Raw genomic sequence first — 23,285 nt, forward strand, 5'->3', positions numbered from 1 at the left:
GCCGCCTCGTGTAGCTGGGCGGCGACTAGACGCTTTGCTTGGCTTACAGGCTGAAATCGCCTTCGGCCACCAACGTGCTCAGCGGTTCACGCTGGCTCGGTACTTCTTTGGCTTGCAGGTAATCGACCAGCGTCGCTTTATCGCCCAGCTTGCCAATTGCCACCATCGCTTGCACGGCATAGCCTTCCGGGATTTTCAGTTCCTGGCGGGCGCGCTCGTAATCCAGACCGCTCATGCCGTGGGTGTGCCAGCCGCTCAAGTGAGCTTGTAGCGCCAAATGGCCCCAGGCAGCGCCTGTGTCGAATGCATTGGTCGGCGAGGGTTTTTCTTCGGTGGTGCCCGGCGCGGCAAACGTTGTTTTTGACACAATCACCACCAGGGCGGCGGCATGTTTGGCCCAACCCTGGTTGAACTCGACCAGCAGGCTCAGGTAGCGGTCAAAGTCTGGGGTGCCACGCAAGGCAAACAGAAAGCGCCACGGTTGCGAGTTATAGGCCGAAGGTGCCCAGCGAGCGGCTTCAAAGAAGCTCATCAACGTGGGTTTGTCGAGGGTGGCATCGGTGAAGGCGCGGGGCGACCAACGCTGGGTAAATTGCTCATGAATGGCGTGATCGGCAATGCGGGTATTAGCAGTCATTCTCGTTACCTGAGTTGTTTTCGCGATTGAGCGTAGGCGTAAAGCTACTGTTATGCCATCTGTGTGACAAGTCTGACGACAAGCCCTTGGCCCGCGGGGCCTTGGGCACTAGACTGGCGGCCTTTTCCACTGCCCGATGTTGATGTTTGAGCCATGGCCGCAAAAGTTGAACCGTTCTGGATCCGCAAAACCCTCGATCAACTTGATCAAGAGGAATGGGAGTCGCTGTGCGACGGCTGCGGCCTGTGCTGCTTGCAAAAGCTCGAAGATGAAGACGACAACAGCGTCTACTACACGCGCATTGCCTGCAAACTGCTCGATCTGAAAACCTGCCAGTGCACCGATTACCCCAAGCGCCGTGATTCGGTCCCGGACTGCATTCAACTGTCGCCGGGCCAGGCTGAAGAGTTCAAATGGTTGCCGCCTACCTGTGGCTACCGACTGGTCAGCGAGCGCAAGGATTTGCCGTTGTGGCATCACTTGGTCTGTGGTGACCGGGATGCGGTGCATCACGAACGCATCTCGCAATCGGGGCGCATGCTCGCCGAGGGCAGCGTGCCGGAAGACGATTGGGAAGATCATCTGATTTTTCGCGCCGGTTAAATGCCGGAGCGGTCGCAAGGAGTGTGTATGCCGCTGCGTTACCGATTGACCCTGGGGCTGCTGATTGCATTGCTCGGCACGCCGTCGTGGGCTGCCAAAAAAGTGGACCTGGATTATCACGTGCAATTTGAGCCTGACACCGGTCAGGCTCAGGTGCGGCTCACCCTGGCGGACGGTTCAGCCGTGCGCAGCCTGGATTTCGACCTGGGTGCGCCGGGCAGCTACAGCGATTTCAAGGCCGACGGGCAGTGGCAGCTGTCCCCTGACGCGCAACACAGTCGCGGGGTGTGGCATCCCGGGTCAGGCCCGTCGAGCCTGACCTACCGTGTGCGCCTGAGCCATGCGTTCAAAAACGGCAGTTTCGACACCGACATCACGCCCAAGTGGGCGTTGTTTCGGGGCGAGCAATTGGTACCGCCGGCCAGTCTCGATCAACAGGACGGCACCGAGTTGGTGTCACGCCTTGAATTCGAGTTGCCCAAGGGCTGGAAAAGTGTCGAAACCGCCTGGCCGCGGATTGGTAAAAACCGCTTCCGTATTGATGATGTGTCGCGCCTGTTTGACCGCCCCACTGGCTGGATGCTGGCCGGTACGCTGGGGAGCCGTCGCACCACGCTGGGTGAAACCGAGGTCACCGTCGCCGCGCCGCAAGGGCAGGGGATGCGGCGCATGGATGTGCTCACCTTGCTGACCTTCGTCTGGCCGCAGGTGCAAGCGGTGTTCCCGCGTAATCCGCCCAAATTACTGATCGTCGGCGCAGGCAGCCCGATGTGGAAGGGCGCCAGCGCCGATCGTCATTCGATTTACCTGAGCAGTGCCATGCCGATGGTCAGCGAGTCGGGCACCAGCCCGCTGTTGCGCGAAGTGGTGCAACTGTTCAGCGGGCTCAATGCTGAGGCCGGTCATGCCTGGCTCAGTGAAGGACTGAACGAATACTACGCCATCGAACTGATGCGTCGTGCGGGTGGCATGAGTGATGAGCGCTATCAAACTTTGCAGCACAAGCTCAATGCGGCGGGTAAAAGCGTGACGCGTCTGCGCGGCCCGCAAACCAGCCCGGCCATCGTGGCGCGCGCGGTCACGCTGTTGCAGGCGCTGGACCGCGAAATCCGGGTACACACCCACAGCAAGCGTTCGCTCGATGATGTGAGCCAGGCGTTGATGCGCATGGACACGGTCAACACGGCGTCATTTATTCAGTTGAGCGAAAGCGTGCTCGGCGGTGCCAGCGACGTGCTCGATACGCCCCTGTTGCGTTGATCTAACCCCCTACCCGTAGCCGCTGGCGGTTACGGTCTGCCCCTGTTTCTTTACGCCTTCTTTACGCCCTGGCTTGCCCCTCGATCTCGATCCTTTACACCCTTGAACCCCACACTTTCCCCCTACGCGGCAATCGCCGTTTTGGGGAGAGTTTGCATGGGCGTTCTCGATGGGGTGTCGCTGCTGTTGGCGGTGGGGTTGTTCGTTTATCTGCTGGTTGCGCTGTTGCGCGCAGATCGGAACTAGGAGCGGGTATGCACAGTTATGACTATGGGCTGATTCTGGCTTTTTTTGCGCTGGTGTTGCTCCCGGCCCCGTGGCTGGGACGCTTTTATTACAAGGTCATGGAAGGCCAGCGTACCTGGCTCACGCCGGTATTGGGGCCGGTTGAGAAGGTCTGTTATCGCCTCGCCGGGGTTGAGCCGGGTGTTGAGCAAAGCTGGCAGAAATACACCTTGGCCCTGTTGGCGTTCAACCTCGCAGGCTTTGTGCTGCTGTTCAGCATTTTGCTGTTTCAGCAGTATTTGCCGCTCAACCCGCAGCAGTTGCCGGGTCAGGAGTGGACGCAGGCGTTTAACACCGCGGTGAGTTTTGTCACCAACACCAACTGGCAGAGCTACAGCGGTGAAGCGAGCCTGAGTTATTTCAGCCAGATGGCCGGGCTGACCGTGCAGAACTTCGTCAGCGCCGCCACCGGTTTGGCGGTGTTGGTCGCGTTATGCCGGGGTATCAGTCGTCGCTCGGCGCAGACGCTGGGCAACTTCTGGGTGGACATGACCCGGGCCACGCTCTACGGCCTGTTGCCACTGTGCCTGGTGCTGGCGCTGTTGCTGGTGTGGCAGGGCGTGCCGCAAACCTTCGCCCATTATGTGCATGCCGTGACGATGCAGGGCGTGGACCAAGTGATCCCGCTGGGCCCGGCTGCCAGCCAGATTGCGATCAAGCAGTTGGGCACTAACGGGGGTGGCTTCTTCGGGGTGAACTCGGCGCATCCGTTCGAGAACCCGACCGCCTGGAGCAACCTGTTTGAAGTGGCGTCGATCATTTTGATCCCGGTGGCGCTGGTGTTCACCTTCGGCCATTACGTTAAGGATCTGCGTCAAAGCCGCGCGATCATCGCCTGCATGCTGGCGTTGTTTTTGATCGGCGGAGGCACTGCGCTGTATGCCGAAAATCAACCCAACCCGGCGCTGAACAGTCCGCTGGTTGAGCGCACTGCGCCACTGGAAGGCAAAGAAGTGCGTTTTGGCACCACCGCCACGGTGTTGTGGACCGAAACCACCACCGCGGCCTCCAACGGCTCGGTCAATGGCATGCATGACAGCCTCAACCCGCTGAGCGGCATGGTGGCGCTGGTCAACATGATGGTCGGCGAAGTGATCTTTGGCGGGGTGGGTGCAGGCCTTTACGGCATGTTGCTCAACGTGCTGATCGCGGTGTTTCTGGCGGGCCTGATGATTGGCCGCACACCCGAATACCTGGGCAAAAAGTTGCAGGCCAAAGAGGTGCAATTGCTGGTGGTCACGTTGCTGGTGATGCCGGTGGGTGTGTTGGTGATGGCCGCGATTGCGACCAGTGTGCCGAGTGCCGCGGCGTCGGTGAGTAACCCCGGCCCTCATGGCTTCAGTCAGGTGCTGTACGCCTTCACCTCGGCCAGCGCCAACAACGGCTCGGCCTTCGCCGGGTTGAACGCCAACACACCGTTTTACAACCTGATGCTGGGCTTGGGCATGTTGATTGGGCGCTTCGGTTACATCCTGCCGGTGCTGGCGCTGGCGGGCAGTCTGGCGATGAAAAAAACCGCCCCCGTGGGCCAGGACAGCTTCCCCACCCACGGCCCGCTGTTTGTGGTGTTGCTGACCATGACCATTTTTCTGGTGGGCGGCTTGACCTTTTTACCGACGCTGGCCCTGGGCCCTGTCGCTGAACAACTGACACTGGGCTTGTGAGGAAACGATGATGAACCTGCCTGCTCCTGTTAAACAGCTGACGCCAGCGCCTGATACCCAGGCGCCGCAATCACCTAAAACCGCGTTTGCCGACCTGTGGCGCCCTGCGTTGCTGCAAGCGTTCGTCAAGCTCGACCCGCGTCAGCTCAAGCGCTCGCCAGTGATGCTGGTGGTCGAACTGACCGCCGTGTTCACCACGATGTTGTGCTTGCTGCCGGACCCGGCCGTACCCACCGGCGTGGCGTTGCAAATCGCCGTGTGGCTGTGGTTCACCGTGTTGTTCGCCAACTTCGCCGAAGCCTTGGCCGAAGGCCGGGGCAAAGCCCGCGCCGACAGTTTGAAGGCCGGCAGTGTGGGCTTGAGTGCACGCCGTCGCACTGCCAATGGCAGCTATGAAGTGGTGCCCGCCACCCGCTTGCGCAAAGGGGATGTGGTGCGGGTCGAAGCGGGGGAGATGATCCCATGTGATGGTGAAGTCATCGAAGGCATTGCCGCCGTCAACGAAGCGGCGATTACCGGTGAATCGGCGCCGGTGATTCGTGAATCGGGCGGTGATCGTTCGGCGGTCACGGGTAATACTCGCCTGGTCTCGGACTGGCTGCTGGTACGCATCAGTGCCAACCCCGGCGAGTCGACACTGGACCGCATGATCGCACTGGTGGAGGGCGCCAAGCGCCAGAAAACCCCTAACGAAGTGGCGCTGGATATCTTGCTGATCGGTTTGACCCTGATCTTTCTGATTGTGGTCGTGACCTTGCAGCCCTTTGCCTACTTTGCCGGTGGCAGCCTGCCGCTGGTGTTTCTGGTGGCGCTGCTGGTAACCCTGATCCCGACCACCATTGGTGGCTTGCTTTCGGCCATCGGCATCGCCGGTATGGACCGCCTGGTGCGTCTGAACGTGATTGCCAAGTCCGGGCGCGCCGTTGAGGCCGCAGGTGACGTGCATGTGCTGATGCTGGACAAGACTGGCACCATTACCTTCGGCAACCGGCGCTGCACCGCGCTTTACGCCGCCCCCGGCGTGACGGCGATTGAACTGGCGCAGGGCGCACTGCTGGCCTCGCTGGCGGACGACACGGCGGAAGGTAAATCCATCGTCGAGTTCATCCGTGGTCACCATGCGCTGCCCGAACCCGATGCCCGCGACATTACAGCGGTGCCGTTCACCGCTGAAAAACGCTTGTCGGGGGTTGACTGCAACGCTCAGGTGTATCGCAAAGGTGCGGTGGATTCGGTGCTGGCGTTTGTCGGCCTCAAGCGCGGCGAAGTGTTGCCCGCCCTGTCGCGGGAAATCGACAAGATCGCCCAGAGCGGCGGCACCCCGTTGCTGGTGTGCGTGCAAGGCAAACTGCTGGGCGCGATTCATCTCAAAGACGTGGTCAAACCCGGCATTCGCGAGCGTTTCGCCGAGCTGCGCAAACTGGGGATTCGTACGGTGATGGTCACTGGCGATAACCCGCTGACGGCCGCAGCGATTGCCGCTGAAGCCGGGGTGGACGACGTGTTGGCCGAAGCCACGCCCGAGAAAAAACTGGCGCGCATTCGTCAGGAGCAAAACGACGGTCGGCTGGTGGCCATGTGCGGTGACGGTGCCAACGACGCCCCGGCCCTGGCGCAAGCCGACGTCGGCATGGCGATGAATGACGGCACCCAGGCCGCGCGCGAGGCGGCAAACATGGTCGACCTCGACAGCGATCCGACAAAACTGCTGGACGTGGTGCAGATCGGTAAAGAGTTGTTGGTGACACGGGGCGCGCTGACCACGTTTTCCATCGCCAACGATGTGGCCAAATACTTCGCAATACTGCCCGCGCTCTTTGCCACGATTTACCCGCAGTTGGGTGTACTCAACGTGATGCACCTCAACAGCCCGCAGAGCGCGATCCTGTCGGCGATTGTGTTCAACGCGCTGATCATCGTGGTGCTCATTCCGTTGGCCTTGCGCGGCGTACGGGTGCAGGCGGCCAGTGCAGCGCAATTGCTGCGACGCAACCTGCTGATCTATGGCCTGGGTGGTCTGGTGGTGCCGTTTGTGGGCATCAAACTGATCGACATGCTGCTCACCGCGCTGCATTTGGTTTAACCCGTGGAGGAACGTGTCATGGCTACTCTTTTACGTCCGGCCCTGAGCCTGATGGTGTTGATGATTGCAATTACGGGCGTGATCTACCCACTGACCGTGACCGGGATTGCGCAACTGGCCTTTCCCGAGCAGGCCAACGGCAGCCTGGTGCGCGATGCAGAGGGCAACGTTCGCGGCTCCGGGCTGATCGCGCAGGCGTTCACCGGCGACGCGTGGTTTCACTCACGCCCTTCGGCCGGGGCGTATGCCACGGTGTCGAGTGCCGCGAGTAACCTGGCACCGAGCAACCCGGCGCTGGCGACGCGGATCAAGGACAGTGCCGCCGAGTTGGCAGTGGCCGAACAAGGCCCGGTGCCATTGGCGATGCTCACCACGTCGGCCAGTGGTTTGGACCCGCACTTGCCACCCGCCGCAATACGCTATCAACTGGCCCGTGTGGCGGCGGCCCGTGGCTTGCCCGTGCAAACAGTTGAGCAACTGTTGCAGGCGCATATCGAGCAGCCGCTGGTAGGGCCGCCAGTGGTCAACGTACTGAACCTGAACCTGGCGCTGGCGCAGCTGAAACACTGAAACACCCAACCCGCAGGCTGCGAGCTTTTAAGATCGAAAGCTCGCAGCCTGCGAGGCTCTTCATTTGAATAGGTATAGACATGACAGATTCCGGTCGCGCCGATGCGTTGTTAGCTGATTTGCCACGGGCGGGACGTGGTCGGCTCAAGGTGTTTTTGGGCGCGGCCCCCGGCGTGGGCAAAACCTACGCCATGCTGCAAGCGGCGCACATGCAACTGCGCCAAGGGGTCAAAGTGCTCGCCGGGGTGGTCGAAACCCACGGCCGCGCCGAAACCCAGGCGTTGCTCAACGGCCTGCCACAACAACCGCTGGTGCGTTCCGAGTACCGTGGCGTGCAGCTCGAAGAGATGGACCTCGATGGTTTGCTGGCGGCCCAACCTTCATTGGTGCTGGTGGACGAGCTGGCCCATAGCAATGCCCCCGGCAGCCGCCACGCCAAACGCTGGCAAGACGTACAAGAGTTATTGGCCGCCGGGATTGACGTGTACACCACGGTCAACGTCCAGCATCTGGAAAGCCTCAATGATCAGGTGCGCGGTATCACCGGGGTGCAGGTGCGCGAAACCCTGCCCGACTGGATCGTGCAGGAAGCCTACGAACTGTTGCTGATCGACCTGCCGCCGCGCGAGCTGCTGGAGCGACTGCGCGACGGCAAGGTGTACGTACCCGAGCAAGCGCGCGCGGCCATTGACGCCTTTTTCACCCAGACCAACCTCAACGCCCTGCGTGAACTGGCGATGCAGACCGCGGCGGTGTACGTCGATGATGAGCTGGACAAAGGCTATCGCCAACTGGGCCAGGCTGCCCCGGCCTTGCGTGGGCGTTTGTTGGTGGGCATCGATGGCGATGTGCAGGCCGAACGGTTGGTGCGTCACGCCAGCCGGGTCGCGGAACGCCGTCATCTGCCGTGGAGCCTGGTGCACGTTGACAACGGCAGCGCCCGTGATGAGCAATCGCGCCTGCGTCTGCAAAGCGCGCAGCAGTTGGCCGAGCGGCTGGGCGGTGAAGTGGTGTTATTGCGCGCCGGTGAAGTGGCCAAAACCCTGATCCAGCACGCGGGCGAACGGCGCGCAAGTTTGCTGTTGGTGGGGCAGTCGCGGCCGTCCTGGCGGCGCAAGCTGTTTGGCGGCGGTTTGGCCTCACGCTTGCTGCGCGATGCCCACGGCCTTGAAATCAACGTGCTCGACAACGAGCCAACCCCGGACACCCCCTCCCGACGGCGTACCTACTCATGGGCGTGGTTTGATTATGGGTTGGCCCTGCTGGCCACGGTATTGGCCAGTGCGTTGGCCTGGGGCGTGTCCAGCGTATTGGCGTTGCCGAACATCTCGATGGTGTTTTTGGCGGCTGTGCTGCTGGTGGCCGTGCGCAGTAGCCTGGGCCCGGCGCTGGCGTGTGCGGCGCTGTCTTTTCTGGCGTATGACTTTTTGTTCATCCCGCCCAACTTCTCGCTCAGCATCCAGCGCGAAGAGGATGTGCTGACGCTGGTGTTCTTCCTGTTGATGGCGGCCTTGACCGGGAACCTGGCCGCTCGCCAGCGGCGCCAGTTGCAGGCGTTGCGCGAGACGCAACAAGAGACCACAGAGTTGCTCGACCTGTCGCGCAAACTGACGGCAGCCACCGACCGCAAGGCGGTGGTTAGCGCCGCGGCCCAGCACTTGAGCGGCTGGCAAGAACTCAACCTGTGCTTGCTCAATCGCGATGGCAACGGCGGCTGGATGGTCGAAACCGGCGGCCCTCTGACCTTCAATGAAGCCGAGCGCGCTGCCGCAGACTGGGCCTGGACCCACGAACAGCCAGCTGGCAAAGGCACCGGCACGTTACCGATGGGGCGCTGGTGGTGGTGGCCGTTGACTGTCGATGATGGCCCGCTGGCCTTGTTGGGTGTCAGCCCCAAAGAAGGCCAGACGCTGAGTGGTCAACGTCGGCGTTTGCTGATGGCGCTCAGCCAACCGCTGGCGCAGGCACTGGCGCGTGCGCAATTGGCTGAGGATCTGGAGGCGGCGCGTCTGCACGGTGAAACCGAACAGTTGCGCAGCGCGTTGCTGGCGTCGGTGTCCCATGATTTGCGCACGCCGCTGACCACCATGCGCGGCAGCATCGACACCTTGCTGGCGCTGGGCGAAGTAATTGCGCTGGCGGACCGGCGCGAGTTGCTTGAAGGCACCCGCGACGAGGCCGAGCGGCTGGACCGCTACATCCAAAACCTGCTGGACATGACCCGTCTGGGCCACGGTGCCTTGAAGCTGGCCCGCGACTGGGTGTCGCCGGCAGACATCGTTGGCAGTGCTCTGAATCGTCTGCGCGCCGTGCTGGCGCCGTTGCAGGTGCAGGTTGATGTGGCCGCGCACCTGCCGTTGCTGCACATCCACGCCGCATTGATCGAGCAGGCGCTGGTCAATGTGCTGGAAAACGCCGCACGCTTCTCGCCCCCGCACGGGGTGCTGCAACTGGTGGCCGGGGCTGATGAGCGGGAATTGTGGTTTGCGGTAAGCGATCAGGGACCGGGCATTCCGGAAGAAGACCGGGCGAAAATTTTCGACATGTTTTACACCGCCGCCCGCGGGGATCGGGGCGGGCAGGGCACGGGGCTTGGGCTGGCGATTTGTCAGGGCATGGTGGGCGCCCACGGCGGACGCATCAGCGTGGCTGAGGGTGTCGAGGGTCGCGGCACTTGCATCACGTTGCATTTGCCGCTGCCTGAACAGCCGCAGCCAGAACGCGAAGAGGCCAGCGGTGAACACTGATATCCTTCGCCCCTCTTTGCACGGTGATCAACTGCCATGAGCCAGCCCACGACTGTTTTGGTGATCGACGACGAACCGCAGATCCGCAAGTTCTTGCGTATCAGCCTGGTGTCTCAGGGGTATCAGGTGCTGGAAGCCGCCACCGGGGCCGAGGGCTTGAGCCAGGCCGCATTGCACCAGCCAGACCTGCTGGTGCTGGACCTGGGTCTGCCTGACATGGACGGACAGCAGGTATTGCATGAGGTGCGCCAGTGGTCGGGGGTGCCGGTGTTGGTGCTGTCGGTGCGGGCCAGCGAAGCGCAAAAGGTCGAGGCGCTCGATGGCGGGGCCAATGATTACGTGACCAAGCCCTTCGGGATTCAGGAGTTCCTGGCGCGGGTGCGGGCGTTGCTGCGTCAGGCGCCCAGTGGCGAGGTGCAAGAGGCTGGCGTGGAGGTCGGGCCTTTGACGGTAGACCTGGCCTTTCGCCGGGTGTTGCTGGAGGGCGTGGAAGTCGCGCTGACCCGCAAGGAATACGCGGTACTGGCGCAATTGGCGCGCCACCCTGGGCGCGTGATCACCCAACAGCAATTGCTCAAGGACATTTGGGGGCCGACCCACGTCGAAAACAGCCATTACCTGCGCATTGTTGTGGGCCATCTGCGACAAAAGCTGATGGACGATCCGACCTGCCCGCGGTTTATCGTGACCGAACCCGGCGTGGGTTATCGCCTGCTGGACACTTAGTGTTCCTCGCTTTCGTAACGGTCCAGGGTGTCTCGGGCAATTTCACGGCCCAAAGCGATCAGCTCGGGGGCTTTGTAGAACTCGAAAAAGCGGCACACACGCTTGGGTACGTTAATCAAAATGTCGGGCGGGTAACCGGCGATCTTGTACTGCGCCAGCGACGTCTGCATCACCTCGAAACTCTGGTTGATCAAGTCCAACAGTGACGCAGGCCCTACGTTGTCGATGATAAAAGACCCGGACGCGGACTTGGGCGCACCTTCTTGAGTGGGCGCAGCCGCCGGTTGTTGCGCCCCGGGGCGGGTCGATTCAACCCACGGGTTGGGCGCTCTGTCGGGCAGCGGCTTGAGCATGACCTGCTCCAGCTCCAGCAGGTCACTGGCATGTTTGTTGCGAAACGGCATGTGCGAGCCGAGTGAATTCATCAGGGTGTCAAAGCGGCTTTTGAAGGCGGGCGGGCGTTGAATCACCGGCAGTTGGTAGCTGTTTTGGCTGGTTGAGTTCAAGTTGACGGCGATGATCAGATCGCAATGGCTGGACACCACTGGCACGATAGGCAGCGGATTGAGCAGGCCGCCGTCGACCAGCATGCGATTGCCCTGCATGACCGGGGTAAACAGGCTCGGGATGGCGGCTGAGGCGCGCATGGCCTGATGCAGACAGCCTTCCTGAAACCAGATTTCTTGCTGGTGCGTCAGGTCGGTGGCCACGGCGGTGTAGGGAATGCGCAAATCTTCGATGTTGATTTCGCCCACGATATTGCGAATTTGCCCGAACACCTTTTCGCCGCGAATGGCGCCGAGTCGAAAGCTCACGTCCACCAGCCGTAACACATCGAGATAGTCCAGGCTTTGAATCCAGTCCCGGTACAGGTCAAGCTTGCCGGCCGCGTAAATGCCGCCTACCACGGCCCCCATCGAGCACCCGGCAATGCAGGCAATGTCGTAACCACGGCGTTCGAGTTCTTCAATGACGCCAATGTGCGCGTAACCTCTGGCACCGCCAGAGCCGAGCACTAATGCAATGCGCTTTTTCATGACACGATCCTTCGTCAGACAGGCGTTAACAATGCAGTGCCTTTTCCCTAATCAGCAAGCTAGTCTTGCACAGACGCGTTGGCGGACCGGGCACTTTTCCCACGCTTTTGCGTCTCAGCCTCTAATTAACATTAATTGTTTGAGGATATGTGCATGAAAGCCCTTATTTGTGTGCCGTTGATGGCCTTGGTACTGGCGGGTTGTGCCGGTAAAACAGCCTATCGCGACACCTGCGCCACCCAGTTGGACAGCGCTTGGCACGAGCTGGACCTGGCCAAGGCAGAAGGTTTCGCGGGCACCATCAGTTATTCCAAGGCCCTGTCATTGCTGACCGGGGCTAAAACACAACAACAGTTCGAAGCGTTTGAAGGCTGCTCCAAAAAAGCCGAGAAAGCGCGTTTCTATATTCGTGAGTCGCGCGCAGGGCGTTAAGCCCGCGTATGACCGGGAGGGGCAGGATGGCGCAATTGGTAGACCGGATCGTGGCGAATATTGTGCGTCTGCAGGTCAGGTTGTTGGCGTGTCAGGCGCGTTTGCAGGCTCACACCGACCCTGAGGCGCTGCACGACTTGCGCACCACGGTGCGTCGCTTGCGCAGCCTGTTACGGCCCTTGCGCGGTTTGCCGGGTGTGGTGCAGCTGGAGATGGCGGCGTCACAGGTGGGCGCCTTGACCACGCCGTTGCGTGACCTTGAAGTGCTGGCCGCGCATTTGCAGCAACACGGACACGCCGCCTTGGCAGAACGCAGGCTGGAGCAGCTGTCGGGCAGTTATGCGGCGGTGGCCGACAGCGCGCAGTTGGCGCAACTGCAGATGATCCTCGATGTGTTTCCGCGTTTTATACGTGCCGCCGAGCGTGAAGGTTTGCTGCGTGGCTTACGCCAGCGCATCGAGCGTGTACTGGAAAAACAGTGGAAGACCCTTGAAACCGCCCTGAATGATCCGGGGCATGACCGTCATCGTGTGCGGTTACTCATCAAGCGGGTGCGTTACGGGGCCGAGGCGTATCCCGAGCTGGACCGTCTACCGGCCCTGGTAGCGGCTCGTCTCAAAGCCGCACAAAAAGCCCTGGGCGATTGGCATGACGCGTGGCAATGGCTGTTGCAGGCCGAACAACAGACCGATTTGCAACCGTGTGTCGCGCAATGGCGCGAAACACTGGCGCGTGGCGAGAAGCAGGCCGATCGGGCACTGATCAAATTGAGCGCGGCCTGTTTTCGCTCATGATTTGGCCGATATAAGCGCTGTGCAGCGTAAGGCGCGTGGGTAGTATTGGCGCTTATTCATCGGTTTCGAGGTGCTCATGCAGTTTTGTGAATTGGTTGCGGCCGTGCGTAACGACCCGTCTGCGGTGACGATCCCGGCGGATTGGGGTCAGGGACGCGCCACCTTTGGTGGCTTGATGGTGGCCTTGCAGTACGAGGCCATGCGCGCGCAGATCAGCCCTGAGCGCGCCTTGCGTTCTTTATCGGTGAGTTTTGTCGGCCCGGCCGAGCCTGATGTGCCGATCAGTTTTGAGGTCCAGGTGCTGCGTGAAGGCAAGGCAGTCAGCCAGGTGCTGGGGCGTGCGCTGCAAAACGGTCAAGTGGTAACGCTGGTTCAGGGCAGCTTCGGCGCGCCGCGTGAGTCTGCGGTCAAAATGCACAGCCTGCCCGCACCGGATATGAAACCGGTCGACGAGTGCCCGCTGCTGCCTTACATCAAAGGGATTACCCCTGAATTCATGCGCCATCTGGCGATGGGTTGGGCAGTGGGCGCGCTGCCGTTTACCGGCAAGGGCGGGCGTGAAATGGGCGGCTGGGTGCGTTTGGCGGGAGAGGTCAAGGATGAACCGCTGACTGAAACCCATTTATTGGCGCTGGTCGATGCCTGGCCGCCGGCATTGCTGCCACTGCTCGACAAGCCGGCCGCTGGCAGCACGTTGACCTGGACGGTCGAGTTTGTGCAGCCCTTGGCGCAGATCAGCACCCTTGAATGGTGCAAGTACCTGGCGGTGATCGAGCATGCGCAGGACGGTTACGGTCATGTGGCGGCTAACCTGTGGTCGCCCGCAGGCGAGTTAATTGCGATCAGCCGCCAAACAGTTGCGGTGTTTGGTTAATCAAAACGCTTGGCTATGTGGCTCGTTTTGAACCTTGTGCCCTTGATGTTGCAAGCTCATTGCTGCAAACAGGGTGACCAGGCCAATCACGGCGCTTGAAGCGTTGCCACTGAAAATGCCAGCAGCCAGCAGCAAGAAAGCCACTACCATCAAGGCGACGGCGATCAGATCAATTGCCTGGTGGGACGCGCCCTGACGGCTCTGTGGGTTCGAGCGCCATTGCCAGGCTGGCAGGTTGGGATGACGTTTGCCCATGAGTGCACTCCTTTGTTCAGTTCAGAGGTTCAGCGCGTGCTGAACCGGATGAACAAAGGATAGGCCGGGGCCACTGACGAGACGAATCAAGAATGGCTATTGGCCTTATAGCTTCAACTGGCCAATGGCCCTATTCAATTCACCGGCCAGGGTCGCCAGTTGATTGCTGGTGGTGGCCGAGTCGACGGTTTGTTGCACGGTGTTTTCGGTCACATCGCGAATACTGACCACCGCGCGGTTCATTTCTTCAGCTACCTGGCTTTGTTGTTCGGCGGCGACCGCGATCTGCGTATTGCTCTCGCGCATCTGCGCTACGGCACTGGTGATTTCTGCCAGGGCTGCGCCGGCCTCTTGGGCTTGCTGCACGCAATCGTCAGCTTTGAACGAGCTTTCCTGCATGAAGTCTACGGCGTCGCGCGTGCCCGCTTGCAGGGCCGAGACCATGGTGGTGATTTCGTCGGTCGAACTTTGCACGCGCTTGGCGAGGTTGCGCACCTCATCGGCCACCACCGCAAAGCCGCGTCCCATCTCGCCCGCGCGGGCGGCTTCAATGGCGGCGTTCAAGGCCAGCAGGTTGGTTTGCTCGGCAATGCTGTGAATCACGCTGACCACGCCGTTGATTTTTTGACTGTCTTGGGCCAGTTGCTGAATCATCTCGGCGGTTTGCTGCACGCCGTTGGACAGGCTGGCGATGGAGTCTTGCACGCGAATGACCACTTGTTGCCCGCTGCCCGCGAGGGTGTCGGCGGTTTGTGACAGGTCGCGGGTGGCGCCTGCATGCTGGGCAATGTGATAGACCGTGGCAGTCATTTCGTTGATGGCAGTGGCGGCCTGGTCGGTCTCACTTTGCTGACCGAGCATGCCGTGGCGCACCTCGTCCATGCTGCTGGCCAGCCGCGCGGCGCCTTCATCCAATTGCGCGGCAGTGTCGGCGACGGTCTGCACGATACGTTGATAACCGGCCTGCATGGCGTTGAACGCACCTGCCATTTGCCCGACTTCATCGGTGCAGGCCAACGGCACACGGGCCGACAGGTCGCCGGTTTTTTCAACGTGCAGCATCACGTCTTTTAATTTGTTGAGTTGACTGAGCAAAAACTGAATCAGCACTTGGGAGGCGCACAGCATGGCCAGCATCAGTACAAACACGGCCACGGCGTAGTTGGCCAGGCGTTCCACAAACACTTGTGCCAGGCTCGGCGCCCAAGCGAGCACGGCCACGCGCTGGCCATCGGGGCGGGTGACGACATCGGCGCCCAGCAGCGGGTCCTGGCCGAAGAACGGCATGTGATTGATCGATACCCAGCCGGTGGCTTCACTCAACTGCGCCAGGGGTTGCTCGTTGAGGGTGGGGATGTGGCTGGCACTGACCGGCAACAAAAAATCCGCCTGTGGCAGGGGTTGCCCCAGCGGCCAGGCAGCGAGAAGCTGCGCCTGGGCGCGGGCGTTGGCCTGCGCGGCGTCGCTACGCGATTGCTGTTCGAGTTGCACGGCGTAGAGCACCAGCAACAGCGTGGTGACAAAGGCCACTGCGTTGACGGCCCAGAATTTGTATTTGAGCGAGATGTTGCTAAGCCAGGCACCCATGGAAGGTCTTCTCTGATTTGGCGGAAACAATATTGGCAAGGTGCCATCATTGTGCCGTCAGTCGATGACGTTCGTGTTGATATGGGTCAAGGGCGTGGGAGGGGCTTGTCTTGGGTAACCGCGGGTGCAGTCTGCGCCAGCGGTTACCAGGCACGGTTAAATCGGAGCAGGCAAAGCAAAAAATGCGCGGGCGCAAGCGGTGCTGTGTTCGGCCAGTTCGGCTTCACTTTCAGCGCGATGCAACGCCACTTCACGCAGCACTTCAGGCAAATAGGCGGGCTCGTTGCGGCCATTTTTGGGTTTGGGGCGCAAGGTGCGCGGGAGCAGATACGGCGCATCGCTTTCGAGCATCAGGCGACCCCGCGGGATATCGCGTACCAAGGGGTGTAAATGCGTGCCACGGCGCTCGTCACAAATCCAGCCGGTCATGCCGATGTGTAAATCGAGATCGAGGTAGCTGAACAGCGCGCGCTTCTCACCGGTGAAGCAATGCACGACAGCGGCGGGCAGGCGGTCTCGGTAGTCGCGCAGTATTTCCAGCAAACGCTGATTGGCGTCGCGCTCATGTAAAAACACCGGCAGTTGCAAGTCCACGGCCAGCGCCAGATGTTCTTCCAGGACTTTTTCTTGTTGTGCGCGGGGTGAGAAGTCGCGGTTGAAGTCCAGCCCGCATTCGCCGACGGCGCGCACTCGCGGCTCTTTGAGCAATGCGCTTAAACGCGCGGCGCTGTCGGCGTTCCAGTCGCTGGCCGAATGCGGGTGAATACCCGCCGTACAGAACAGCCGCTGAGCGCTTTCATCCAGTTCGTGGCACAACTGAAGTGCCTGTTCACTGCCCTCAATGCTGGTGCCGGTGAGCACTAATTGGCTCACGCCAGCGGCGTAGGCACGGTCCAGCACCGCCTGGTGTTTACCGTCAAAGCTTGGGTTGGTCAGGTTGACGCCGATATCGATGAGTTGCATGGTGCTACCTCAGGCCACAGGCCGCGAAGCATATCAGAGCTGTAGATTTAATAAGAAAAACCAAGAACTACAGACAGTTATGGTTGTCTTTGAATGCCGCAATTGTGCAATGCCCGGTCTTTGAACGGTGGCATTCGCGCATTTGCACACAACTGGCAGCGCTGCAAAAGCCTCATAAAGGCGACCGGTTGTCGGGTTACCCGACAGGCTGGCGGGCTGTATTGTTTGCGGAGAACGGATGACGAGAGCGACGCTATTGATTGCGCTGTGCCTGATGCTGTTGCCTTTGACGGCCACGGCACGTTTGGCAGGCCCGCTACAAGCCGGGCAGCCAAGTCAGGTGCGCGATTTGGCGCAAATCCGCAGCAGTCAGGTGCTGCGGGTGCTGGTCAATCAAAGTCGCAACAGTTCGGGGCAAGTGCAGGGCGAGTCGATTGGTGTTGAATATCACCGGCTGCGGGCTTTTGAGCGCTACCTCAACGGGCATGCCCGCGACGGTCAGGAAATCACCCTTAAAATCATTCCCAAGGCCAAAGATCAATTGCTCGGCGCATTGTTGCGCGGGGAAGGCGATTTGATGGCGCCCGGCGAACTGCTGGACGTCAAGCCAACGCACGCAGTTACCCCCAGTGATCCGATTATCGAACGCGTGCCGCTGATGCTGGTGGGGGTCAAGGGCGAACGTCGTTATACGCGTCTGGAGCAGTTGTCGGGTCGCACGGTCGCGCTCACGACGGGTAGCGCGGCGGGGGAGGCGCTGAACTTGATCAATCAAAAGCTGGCGCTGCGCAAATTGCCGCCAGTGAACATCGAATGGGTTGACCCCACGTTGGCCGTGGAAGATGTGCTGGAGATGGTGCAGGCGGGTATTTATCACCTCACCTTGGTCGAGCAACCGATTGCCGAGCGCTGGGCGAAATTGATGCCCAAGTTGCGTTTTGATCGCAAGGTACTGGTGAGCGAGCCGGGGGCGATGCGCTGGTATGTGCGGCGCGATGCGTCGATGTTACGCGCCAGTGTTGATCGTTTTTTGACCACTTACACCGTGCCGGCGGATCAAAATGTGGCGTTTGAACGGGTCTATCGGCGCTTGTATCGCGTGCACTATCCCCTGGCGCGTGCCGATCGCCAGAAGCTTGAAAAGCTGCGCCCGGTGTTGCAAAAACATGCGCAGCAACAGGGGATGGACTGGTTGAACCTTGCCGCCCTGGCCTTCAAGGAGTCCACGCTCAACCCCAATGCCAAGGGGACGGGAGGCGCGACCGGGCTATTGCAAATCACGCCTTCGGCCGCTCAGCGGGTGGGCGTCAATAACATTCAGAATGTTGAGGGCAATGTGCAGGCCGGGGCCAAGTACCTGGCAATGATCCGGCGCAAATTCTTTGCCAGCCCGCAATTGAACGAGCGTGAACGCATGGCGTTTGTACTGGCGGCCTACAACATGGGGCCGGAGCGGGTGCAAGGCATGCGCGCAGAGGCCAGGCGCCGGGGGCTGAACCCCAATCAATGGTTCTTTCAGGTCGAACGCATTGCCATGGAGCAGGTGGGAATGGGAGCGGTCAGCTATGTTAATAGTGTGAACAAATACTATTTAGCGTTTGACCGGGAGCGCGACTCGCTGGAGCCAGCCCAGCCCAAACTGGTCTCTCGCAAATAATCGAATAAGTTGATTGTTATGTCGCGTTTATTCGGCTTTTTATATGATAAAAACCGATTAGTATGGCGTTCATTCCCAACCTGATTAACGAAAGGACTGCACCATGAGCAAATTGACCCAATCTGTTTTAGGGACTCACGCGGGTTACGGCCTGACAGTGTTACGCATTTTTGTCGGCATCATCTTTGCGGCCCACGGCTCACAAAAACTCTTTGGCTGGTTCGGCGGCGGGGGTCTGGCGGGTACTGCGCAATGGATGGAAAGCATAGGTCTGGCGCCGGGTACGTTGATGGCACTGCTCTCGGGCGGCACTGAATTCTTTGGTGGTCTGGCGCTGATCATTGGTTTGCTGGCGCGCCCCGCTGCGTTGGGCTTGTCGTTCACGCTACTGGTTGCGATCTTCACGGTGCATATCAGCAATGGTCTGTTTATGGCCAATAACGGTTATGAGTTTGCTCTGGCATTGCTGGGTGGCACCCTTGCGGTGTTGATTGAAGGTGCGGGCAAGGCTTCGCTCGACGGTGCGATTGCCCGCCGATAATGCGCAACAGCCATCAACCTTGTGGGTGAGCCATTCGACGGGGCACCTCAGGTAAAGGAAAGGCTGCAACGGTCGGGTTTACGAGCGCTGCGCACTCGATCGCAGCCTCGTACCTCGTCAGCGACGACAAATGATGGGCACACCATTCGTAGGCTCTGACGAGTATTGCGAGGCTGTGCAGCAGTCGCAAAACCATTCAATCGAGTACGACCTTCACACTGCCTCCATCGCACAGGCGCATTTGTTTGCAGTCTTGTACTTCGTCAGCTCAAAGCACCCAGGGACTGTGGCAGGCATCAATCGGTGCCCGCATTGATATTGTGCAAATACTTGGATACGTGATTCTTGACAGCTGCAAGCCGGTTTATCTAGGATGTTTTCTTGCGCCGATTTAAACAGCTACTTGCGGGGCGCCAGGTGTTCGTCAGACCACCTAAGAGGCTTGAAGCAGGCCTCGAAATACCGCTAAAGCGCTGGTTCGGTGTTGCCTCTCACCTGCCACGCAGAATCCTGAGGCGGAGAACCGATAGATGAGTCAGCCACGTCCCTTTGTACGTCTTGCGCCGATCACGGCGAATCAAACCTTTCGCAATCCAAAAATCCTTCTGGGCGGCAAGCATCAGCCAACGCTGTTGCGTTATCTGGACGGCTGGCCGCGTCGCAAGGGCCGGGCTTCTGCGTTTTTGATCCAGTTTGTTGAAGCGGGTGACACCCTCGCGCGGTTTGCCAACGACAGCTTCGATCTGGCGGTGATCCAGTCTCCCGGCGCTTTTCAGGCCGAAACGGTGATTCGCCATCTTGTACGCGTAGCGCGTCAGGGGTTGATCACCTTGCGCTGAAGCGCTTACGGGTAATCAATCGCTACGATGTACACCCACTGTTCGCCGGTAGGCGTCTGGACTTGCACCTCGGCGTCCAGCGCCTTGCCAATCAGTGCGCGGGCCAGAGGTGAGTCAATGCTGATCAGACCTTGTTTGAGGTCCAGCTCATCAGGGCCAACGATGCGGTAACGCGCTTGCTTGCCTTCTTCATCCTCAATCGTTACCCAAGCCCCGAAATAGACCTTGTTGGGGTCGCTGGGTTTTTCGCTGACCACCTTGAGGCTTTCAAGGCGCTTGGTCAGGAATCGCACGCGGCTGTCTATTTCGCGCAGCATTTTTTTGCCGTAGGTGTATTCGGCATTTTCGGAGCGATCACCTTGAGCCGCCGCTTCGCTGACGGACTGTGTCACTTGCGGCCTGCGCACATGCCACAACTCGTGAAGTTCAGCACGCATCCGCGCTTCACCTTGCGGGGTGATCAGCGCGGTGCCAGCAGGGCGAGGAGGGCGATAGCGGCTCATGGGCAATCCATTGGCAGAGAAGGGCGCGAGTCTATCAGCCCTCGCGCAGGACTGTCAGCGGGCTGGTATTGAGCGCCCTTCGGGTGCCGAAAACACCTGCAGCGCCCACCATCAGTGCGCCCACCACGGGCAGCAGCAATAGCCACGGGTGCGGGTGCCACGGCAGGTCGAAGGCAAACCGGTACAGCACCAGGCTGACCAATTCGGTGCCCAAGGCTGCGAGCAGGCCACTGGTGGCACCGAGCAAGCCGAATTCGATGCGCCGTGCCTTGATCAGTAATGCGCGTTCGGCACCCAGTGCGCGCAGCAGGGCGCCCTGGCGAATACGCTCGTCGAGGGTGGACTGCAAGCCGGAAAACAACACCGCCATGCCTGCCGCCAGTACAAACAGCAGCACGTACTCGACGGCGATGGTCACTTGCGCAAGGATGCTGCGCAGTTGAGCCAATAAGGCTTCGATTGGCAAGATGGTGACCGCCGGGAAGCTGCGTGACAGTTCGATGATCTCCTTGTCGTGTCCCGGAGCCAGGTAAAAGCTGGTGAGGTAGGTGGCAGGCAAATCTTGCAGGGTGCCGGGTTGGAAGATCATGAAGAAGTTGGGCTGAAAGTTGTCCCAGTTGATGCTGCGCAGGCTGGTGACGGTTGCCTCACGGTTGACCCCGGCGACGCTGAAGGTCAGGTGATCGCCCAGTTTCAGCTTCAGGCTTTCGGCCACTTTGGCTTCGACCGACACACCGGGGATGCCGCCGCCGGGCTGTTGAGCCCACCAAGTGCCGGCGGTCAGTTCATTGCCCGCAGGCAGGTCGGCGGCCCAGGTCAGGCTCAGGTCGCGCTGGATGGCTTTGTCACCGCTGGAGTCTTTGCTGACCAGACCCTGCACGGCCTCGCCGTTGATGCTGATCAAACGCCCCGGCACCACCGGGTAGAGCGGCGCGGCTGTGGCTTGCAGGTCCATCAACCGGGCGCCGAAGGTGTCTTTGTCGGCGGGCAGGATGTTCAGCGCAAAATAGTTGGGTGCGTCTTTGGGGAGCTGGTTTTGCCAGGTGTCGAGCAACTCCCCGCGCAACAGTGCAATCAAGGCCATTGATAACAGGATCAAGCCAAAGGCCAGGGCCTGACCGGCCGCCGCCAGTGGGTGACGCAGCAACTGACCCAGACCCAGCCGCCACGCCAGTGACGCCCCGGCCAGCAGGCGACGCAGGCTTTGCAGGCCCAGCAACAGCAGCCCGCCCAGCACCAACGCCGCCAACACGCCGCCGCCGAGCAGGGCGAAGGTCAATACCAGGTCCAGGCTCATGCGCCACATGATCAGCCCGAGTGCGAGCAATGCTGCGCCGTAGACACTCCAGGTGCTGGCGGGAATCGGCAGCATGTCGCGACGCAATACACGCAGCGGCGGCACGCGCCCCAGCGCAGCCAGCGGCGGCAAGGCAAACCCGGCAAGCGCCACCAGGCCGGTGCCCATGCCTGCGATAGCGGGCATCAAACCGCCCGGCGGCACGTGCGAGGGCAACAAGTTGTGCAGCAAGGCAAACAGGCCCAGTTGCGCGAACCAGCCGAGCAGGGCGCCTGCCAGGCTGGCCAGTAGCCCGAGCACAGTCAGTTGCAGGGCAAACAGCCACAAGGTTTCGCGGCGCGACAAGCCCAGGCAGCGCAGCAGTGCGCTGGCATCAAAACGGCGATTGGCGAAGCGGGTGGCCGAGAGTGCGACGGCGACACCTGCCAACAACACGGCAACCAGACTGGCCATGTTCAGATAGCGCTCTGCCTTGCCCAGCGCGCCGCCTATTTGCGGGTTACCGTCACGGGCGTCCAGCAGGCGCTGATTGGCCTCAAGGCCGGGCTCGATCACTTGGCGGTAGGATTGCAGCGCAGGCGCTTCGCCGCTCCACAGTTCGCGGAAATTGACCCGGCTGCCGGGTTGAATAATGCCGGTGGCCACCAGATCGTTCAGGTTGATCAATACGCGGGGTGTGAGGCTGTACAGGTTGCCAGCCCGGTCGGGTTCGTAGGTCAACACGCGGGTGATGCGTACGGTTTTGGAACCCACGTCGATGGTGTCGCCGACGTGCAAGTCCAGCGCGGTGAGCAATCGCGATTCTGCCCACGCTTCCCCGGGCAGGGGCCCGCCGCCTGTTTGTTCATCGGCATAGGGTTGGGCCGCGCTTTTCAGTTCGCCCCGCAAAGGGTAGGCGTCATCTGCCGCTTTGATGCTGGACAGCTGAATGCCGTTGTCCGTGGCGATCACGCTGGAAAACTCCACCACGCGTGCATGTTTGAGCCCCAGTTCTCTGCCCAGGCGCACTTGCTCGTCACGGGCAGGCGAGGTGCCATCCAGCACCAGGTCGGCCCCCAGAAACTCGGTGGCACGCAGTAACATGGCGCCATTGAGGCGCGCCCCGAAGTAACCAATCGCGGTACTCGCCGCGACGGCCACCAACAGGGCAAAGAACAACACGCGCAACTCGCCTGCGCGTGCATCACGCAGGAGTTGGCGCAGGGCAAGGCTGAACAGGCGCAACAGCGGCAGGCGTGCCATCAAGGCTCCAGAGGGCCGACCATGCGGCCAGCTTCAAGGCGGATCAGGCGTCGGCAACGATGTGCCAGGCGTTCGTCATGGGTCACCAGTACCAGCGTGGTGCCGCGCTCTTTGTTTAATTCAAAGAGCAGGTCGGTGATGCGCTCCCCTGTGTGGCTGTCGAGGTTGCCCGTGGGCTCATCGGCAAACAGCACATCCGGGTTGGCGGCGAAGGCGCGAGCGATGGCGACGCGTTGCTGCTCACCGCCGGACAGTTGGCGCGGGGAGTGGCTCAAGCGTTGTCCCAAACCGACACGCTCCAGCAGATGGCGGGCCTGCTCGCGGGCGTCTTTGCGGCCCTCAAGCTCCATGGGCAACATGACGTTTTCCAGTGCGTTGAGGCTGTCGAGCAACTGAAAGGACTGAAAAACAAAGCCGACATGTTCGGCGCGCACCCTGGCGCGTTGGTCTTCGTCCAGCGTACTCAGGGCACGCCCGGCGAGGGTGACTTCGCCGCTGCTGGGCAAGTCCAGTCCCGCCAGCAGGCCCAGCAAGGTTGACTTGCCAGAGCCGGAAGCCCCGACAATGGCCAGGCTGTCGCCTTTGTTCAATTCAAGGTTCAGCGGGTGAAGGATGATTAACTCGCCTTCCGCGCTGGGAACCACTTTGCTAAGGTTCTGCGCGGTGAGAATACTTTCGCCCATGGAGAA

Annotated in this window: 22 protein-coding genes; 14 read left to right on the forward strand and 8 right to left on the reverse strand. The window is 60.8% G+C overall.

What is annotated here, in order from left to right; all coding sequences use genetic code 11:
* Window positions 1-43 precede the first annotated feature (43 nt).
* Window positions 44-637, reverse strand: coding sequence for a nitroreductase family protein (locus tag ACP7A4_RS04815; protein WP_059764331.1), 594 nt, complete (start codon window positions 635-637; stop codon window positions 44-46).
* A gap of 153 nt (window positions 638-790) precedes the next feature.
* On the opposite strand from ACP7A4_RS04815, the gene ACP7A4_RS04820 reads away from it, so the two are divergent.
* The 8 genes from ACP7A4_RS04820 to ACP7A4_RS04855 all read left to right on the forward strand — a co-directional run bounded on the left by ACP7A4_RS04820 (window position 791) and on the right by ACP7A4_RS04855 (window position 10,575).
* Window positions 791-1,240 (forward strand): YcgN family cysteine cluster protein, encoded by a 450-nt coding sequence (locus ACP7A4_RS04820; protein WP_048365204.1) that lies wholly within the window; start codon window positions 791-793, stop codon window positions 1,238-1,240.
* A 27-nt stretch (window positions 1,241-1,267) separates the two neighbouring features.
* Window positions 1,268-2,500: a hypothetical protein gene (locus ACP7A4_RS04825; RefSeq protein ID WP_426245767.1), complete on the forward strand. Its 1,233-nt coding sequence runs from the start codon at window positions 1,268-1,270 to the stop codon at window positions 2,498-2,500.
* Window positions 2,501-2,656: 156 nt separating this feature from the next.
* The gene (gene kdpF, locus ACP7A4_RS04830) at window positions 2,657-2,746 is read left to right on the forward strand and encodes a K(+)-transporting ATPase subunit F (RefSeq protein WP_003446770.1); all 90 of its coding nucleotides are present in this window, start codon (window positions 2,657-2,659) and stop codon (window positions 2,744-2,746) included.
* Between the two features lie 8 nt (window positions 2,747-2,754).
* Window positions 2,755-4,449, forward strand: a complete 1,695-nt coding sequence (gene kdpA, locus ACP7A4_RS04835) for a potassium-transporting ATPase subunit KdpA (RefSeq protein ID WP_426245770.1) — start codon at window positions 2,755-2,757, stop codon at window positions 4,447-4,449.
* 10 nt (window positions 4,450-4,459) lie between these two features.
* On the forward strand, window positions 4,460-6,532 hold the full coding sequence (gene kdpB / locus ACP7A4_RS04840; RefSeq protein WP_426245772.1) for a potassium-transporting ATPase subunit KdpB: 2,073 nt from the start codon (window positions 4,460-4,462) through the stop codon (window positions 6,530-6,532).
* Window positions 6,533-6,550: 18 nt separating this feature from the next.
* The gene (kdpC, locus tag ACP7A4_RS04845; RefSeq protein WP_203302681.1) at window positions 6,551-7,102 is read left to right on the forward strand and encodes a potassium-transporting ATPase subunit KdpC; all 552 of its coding nucleotides are present in this window, start codon (window positions 6,551-6,553) and stop codon (window positions 7,100-7,102) included.
* 80 nt (window positions 7,103-7,182) lie between these two features.
* A complete protein-coding gene (locus tag ACP7A4_RS04850; RefSeq protein ID WP_426245774.1) occupies window positions 7,183-9,849 on the forward strand; it encodes a DUF4118 domain-containing protein in 2,667 nt (888 codons plus the stop codon).
* Window positions 9,850-9,885: 36 nt separating this feature from the next.
* On the forward strand, window positions 9,886-10,575 hold the full coding sequence (locus ACP7A4_RS04855; RefSeq protein WP_426245776.1) for a response regulator: 690 nt from the start codon (window positions 9,886-9,888) through the stop codon (window positions 10,573-10,575).
* On the opposite strand, the gene ACP7A4_RS04860 is transcribed toward ACP7A4_RS04855, so the two are convergent.
* Window positions 10,572-11,612, reverse strand: a complete 1,041-nt coding sequence (locus ACP7A4_RS04860) for a patatin-like phospholipase family protein (protein WP_059764318.1) — start codon at window positions 11,610-11,612, stop codon at window positions 10,572-10,574. The two genes, ACP7A4_RS04855 and ACP7A4_RS04860, sit on opposite strands and share 4 nt — an antisense overlap.
* A 153-nt stretch (window positions 11,613-11,765) precedes the next feature.
* Between ACP7A4_RS04860 and ACP7A4_RS04865 the strand changes: the two genes are divergently transcribed.
* From ACP7A4_RS04865 to ACP7A4_RS04875, 3 genes are all read left to right on the forward strand, one after another.
* Window positions 11,766-12,044: a hypothetical protein gene (locus tag ACP7A4_RS04865; protein ID WP_048365212.1), complete on the forward strand. Its 279-nt coding sequence runs from the start codon at window positions 11,766-11,768 to the stop codon at window positions 12,042-12,044.
* 26 nt (window positions 12,045-12,070) lie between these two features.
* A complete protein-coding gene (locus ACP7A4_RS04870; protein WP_203302683.1) occupies window positions 12,071-12,838 on the forward strand; it encodes a CHAD domain-containing protein in 768 nt (255 codons plus the stop codon).
* A 76-nt stretch (window positions 12,839-12,914) separates the two neighbouring features.
* On the forward strand, window positions 12,915-13,712 hold the full coding sequence (locus ACP7A4_RS04875; protein WP_426245779.1) for an acyl-CoA thioesterase: 798 nt from the start codon (window positions 12,915-12,917) through the stop codon (window positions 13,710-13,712).
* Here the strand turns inward: ACP7A4_RS04875 and ACP7A4_RS04880 are convergent, their stop codons facing one another.
* The 3 genes from ACP7A4_RS04880 to ACP7A4_RS04890 all read right to left on the reverse strand — a co-directional run bounded on the left by ACP7A4_RS04880 (window position 13,713) and on the right by ACP7A4_RS04890 (window position 16,517).
* Window positions 13,713-13,967, reverse strand: coding sequence for a terminase (locus tag ACP7A4_RS04880; protein ID WP_203302685.1), 255 nt, complete (start codon window positions 13,965-13,967; stop codon window positions 13,713-13,715). It lies immediately after the preceding gene.
* Window positions 13,968-14,072: 105 nt separating this feature from the next.
* A complete protein-coding gene (locus ACP7A4_RS04885) occupies window positions 14,073-15,554 on the reverse strand; it encodes a methyl-accepting chemotaxis protein (protein WP_059764309.1) in 1,482 nt (493 codons plus the stop codon).
* A 156-nt stretch (window positions 15,555-15,710) separates the two neighbouring features.
* Window positions 15,711-16,517 carry a TatD family hydrolase gene (locus ACP7A4_RS04890; protein WP_426245782.1) on the reverse strand — a complete coding sequence of 269 codons (807 nt, stop codon included), beginning with the start codon at window positions 16,515-16,517 and terminating at the stop codon, window positions 15,711-15,713.
* Window positions 16,518-16,755: 238 nt separating this feature from the next.
* Between ACP7A4_RS04890 and ACP7A4_RS04895 the strand changes: the two genes are divergently transcribed.
* The 3 genes from ACP7A4_RS04895 to ACP7A4_RS04905 all read left to right on the forward strand — a co-directional run bounded on the left by ACP7A4_RS04895 (window position 16,756) and on the right by ACP7A4_RS04905 (window position 19,554).
* Window positions 16,756-18,174 (forward strand): transglycosylase SLT domain-containing protein, encoded by a 1,419-nt coding sequence (locus ACP7A4_RS04895; RefSeq protein WP_059764305.1) that lies wholly within the window; start codon window positions 16,756-16,758, stop codon window positions 18,172-18,174.
* 103 nt (window positions 18,175-18,277) lie between these two features.
* Complete coding sequence (locus ACP7A4_RS04900) at window positions 18,278-18,715, forward strand: DoxX family protein (protein WP_059764303.1); 438 nt, start codon at window positions 18,278-18,280, stop codon at window positions 18,713-18,715.
* A 530-nt stretch (window positions 18,716-19,245) separates the two neighbouring features.
* Window positions 19,246-19,554, forward strand: coding sequence for a hypothetical protein (locus ACP7A4_RS04905; RefSeq protein WP_059764301.1), 309 nt, complete (start codon window positions 19,246-19,248; stop codon window positions 19,552-19,554).
* 5 nt (window positions 19,555-19,559) lie between these two features.
* Here the strand turns inward: ACP7A4_RS04905 and greB are convergent, their stop codons facing one another.
* From greB to ACP7A4_RS04920, 3 genes are read right to left on the reverse strand one after another with little or no spacing between them, the layout of a single operon-like run.
* Window positions 19,560-20,057: a transcription elongation factor GreB gene (greB, locus tag ACP7A4_RS04910; RefSeq protein ID WP_048365220.1), complete on the reverse strand. Its 498-nt coding sequence runs from the start codon at window positions 20,055-20,057 to the stop codon at window positions 19,560-19,562.
* 34 nt (window positions 20,058-20,091) lie between these two features.
* Complete coding sequence (locus tag ACP7A4_RS04915) at window positions 20,092-22,596, reverse strand: ABC transporter permease (protein WP_426245785.1); 2,505 nt, start codon at window positions 22,594-22,596, stop codon at window positions 20,092-20,094.
* The gene (locus ACP7A4_RS04920; protein WP_048365222.1) at window positions 22,596-23,279 is read right to left on the reverse strand and encodes an ABC transporter ATP-binding protein; all 684 of its coding nucleotides are present in this window, start codon (window positions 23,277-23,279) and stop codon (window positions 22,596-22,598) included. Before ACP7A4_RS04920 ends, ACP7A4_RS04915 begins: the two co-directional genes overlap by 1 nt.
* Window positions 23,280-23,285 lie beyond the last annotated feature (6 nt).

The sequence above is a fragment of the Pseudomonas sp. TWR3-1-1 genome (assembly GCF_049896545.1).
Taxonomy (GTDB): domain Bacteria; phylum Pseudomonadota; class Gammaproteobacteria; order Pseudomonadales; family Pseudomonadaceae; genus Aquipseudomonas; species Aquipseudomonas weihenstephanensis.

Coding starts and splice junctions, on each gene's coding strand:
- ACP7A4_RS04815 (WP_059764331.1), bottom strand. CDS start 637: ATGACTGCTAATACCCGCATTGCCGATCACGCCATTCATGAGCAATTT.
- ACP7A4_RS04820 (WP_048365204.1), top strand. CDS start 791: ATGGCCGCAAAAGTTGAACCGTTCTGGATCCGCAAAACCCTCGATCAA.
- ACP7A4_RS04825 (WP_426245767.1), top strand. CDS start 1,268: ATGCCGCTGCGTTACCGATTGACCCTGGGGCTGCTGATTGCATTGCTC.
- kdpF (WP_003446770.1), top strand. CDS start 2,657: ATGGGCGTTCTCGATGGGGTGTCGCTGCTGTTGGCGGTGGGGTTGTTC.
- kdpA (WP_426245770.1), top strand. CDS start 2,755: ATGCACAGTTATGACTATGGGCTGATTCTGGCTTTTTTTGCGCTGGTG.
- kdpB (WP_426245772.1), top strand. CDS start 4,460: ATGAACCTGCCTGCTCCTGTTAAACAGCTGACGCCAGCGCCTGATACC.
- kdpC (WP_203302681.1), top strand. CDS start 6,551: ATGGCTACTCTTTTACGTCCGGCCCTGAGCCTGATGGTGTTGATGATT.
- ACP7A4_RS04850 (WP_426245774.1), top strand. CDS start 7,183: ATGACAGATTCCGGTCGCGCCGATGCGTTGTTAGCTGATTTGCCACGG.
- ACP7A4_RS04855 (WP_426245776.1), top strand. CDS start 9,886: ATGAGCCAGCCCACGACTGTTTTGGTGATCGACGACGAACCGCAGATC.
- ACP7A4_RS04860 (WP_059764318.1), bottom strand. CDS start 11,612: ATGAAAAAGCGCATTGCATTAGTGCTCGGCTCTGGCGGTGCCAGAGGT.
- ACP7A4_RS04865 (WP_048365212.1), top strand. CDS start 11,766: ATGAAAGCCCTTATTTGTGTGCCGTTGATGGCCTTGGTACTGGCGGGT.
- ACP7A4_RS04870 (WP_203302683.1), top strand. CDS start 12,071: ATGGCGCAATTGGTAGACCGGATCGTGGCGAATATTGTGCGTCTGCAG.
- ACP7A4_RS04875 (WP_426245779.1), top strand. CDS start 12,915: ATGCAGTTTTGTGAATTGGTTGCGGCCGTGCGTAACGACCCGTCTGCG.
- ACP7A4_RS04880 (WP_203302685.1), bottom strand. CDS start 13,967: ATGGGCAAACGTCATCCCAACCTGCCAGCCTGGCAATGGCGCTCGAAC.
- ACP7A4_RS04885 (WP_059764309.1), bottom strand. CDS start 15,554: ATGGGTGCCTGGCTTAGCAACATCTCGCTCAAATACAAATTCTGGGCC.
- ACP7A4_RS04890 (WP_426245782.1), bottom strand. CDS start 16,517: ATGCAACTCATCGATATCGGCGTCAACCTGACCAACCCAAGCTTTGAC.
- ACP7A4_RS04895 (WP_059764305.1), top strand. CDS start 16,756: ATGACGAGAGCGACGCTATTGATTGCGCTGTGCCTGATGCTGTTGCCT.
- ACP7A4_RS04900 (WP_059764303.1), top strand. CDS start 18,278: ATGAGCAAATTGACCCAATCTGTTTTAGGGACTCACGCGGGTTACGGC.
- ACP7A4_RS04905 (WP_059764301.1), top strand. CDS start 19,246: ATGAGTCAGCCACGTCCCTTTGTACGTCTTGCGCCGATCACGGCGAAT.
- greB (WP_048365220.1), bottom strand. CDS start 20,057: ATGAGCCGCTATCGCCCTCCTCGCCCTGCTGGCACCGCGCTGATCACC.
- ACP7A4_RS04915 (WP_426245785.1), bottom strand. CDS start 22,596: ATGGCACGCCTGCCGCTGTTGCGCCTGTTCAGCCTTGCCCTGCGCCAA.
- ACP7A4_RS04920 (WP_048365222.1), bottom strand. CDS start 23,279: ATGGGCGAAAGTATTCTCACCGCGCAGAACCTTAGCAAAGTGGTTCCC.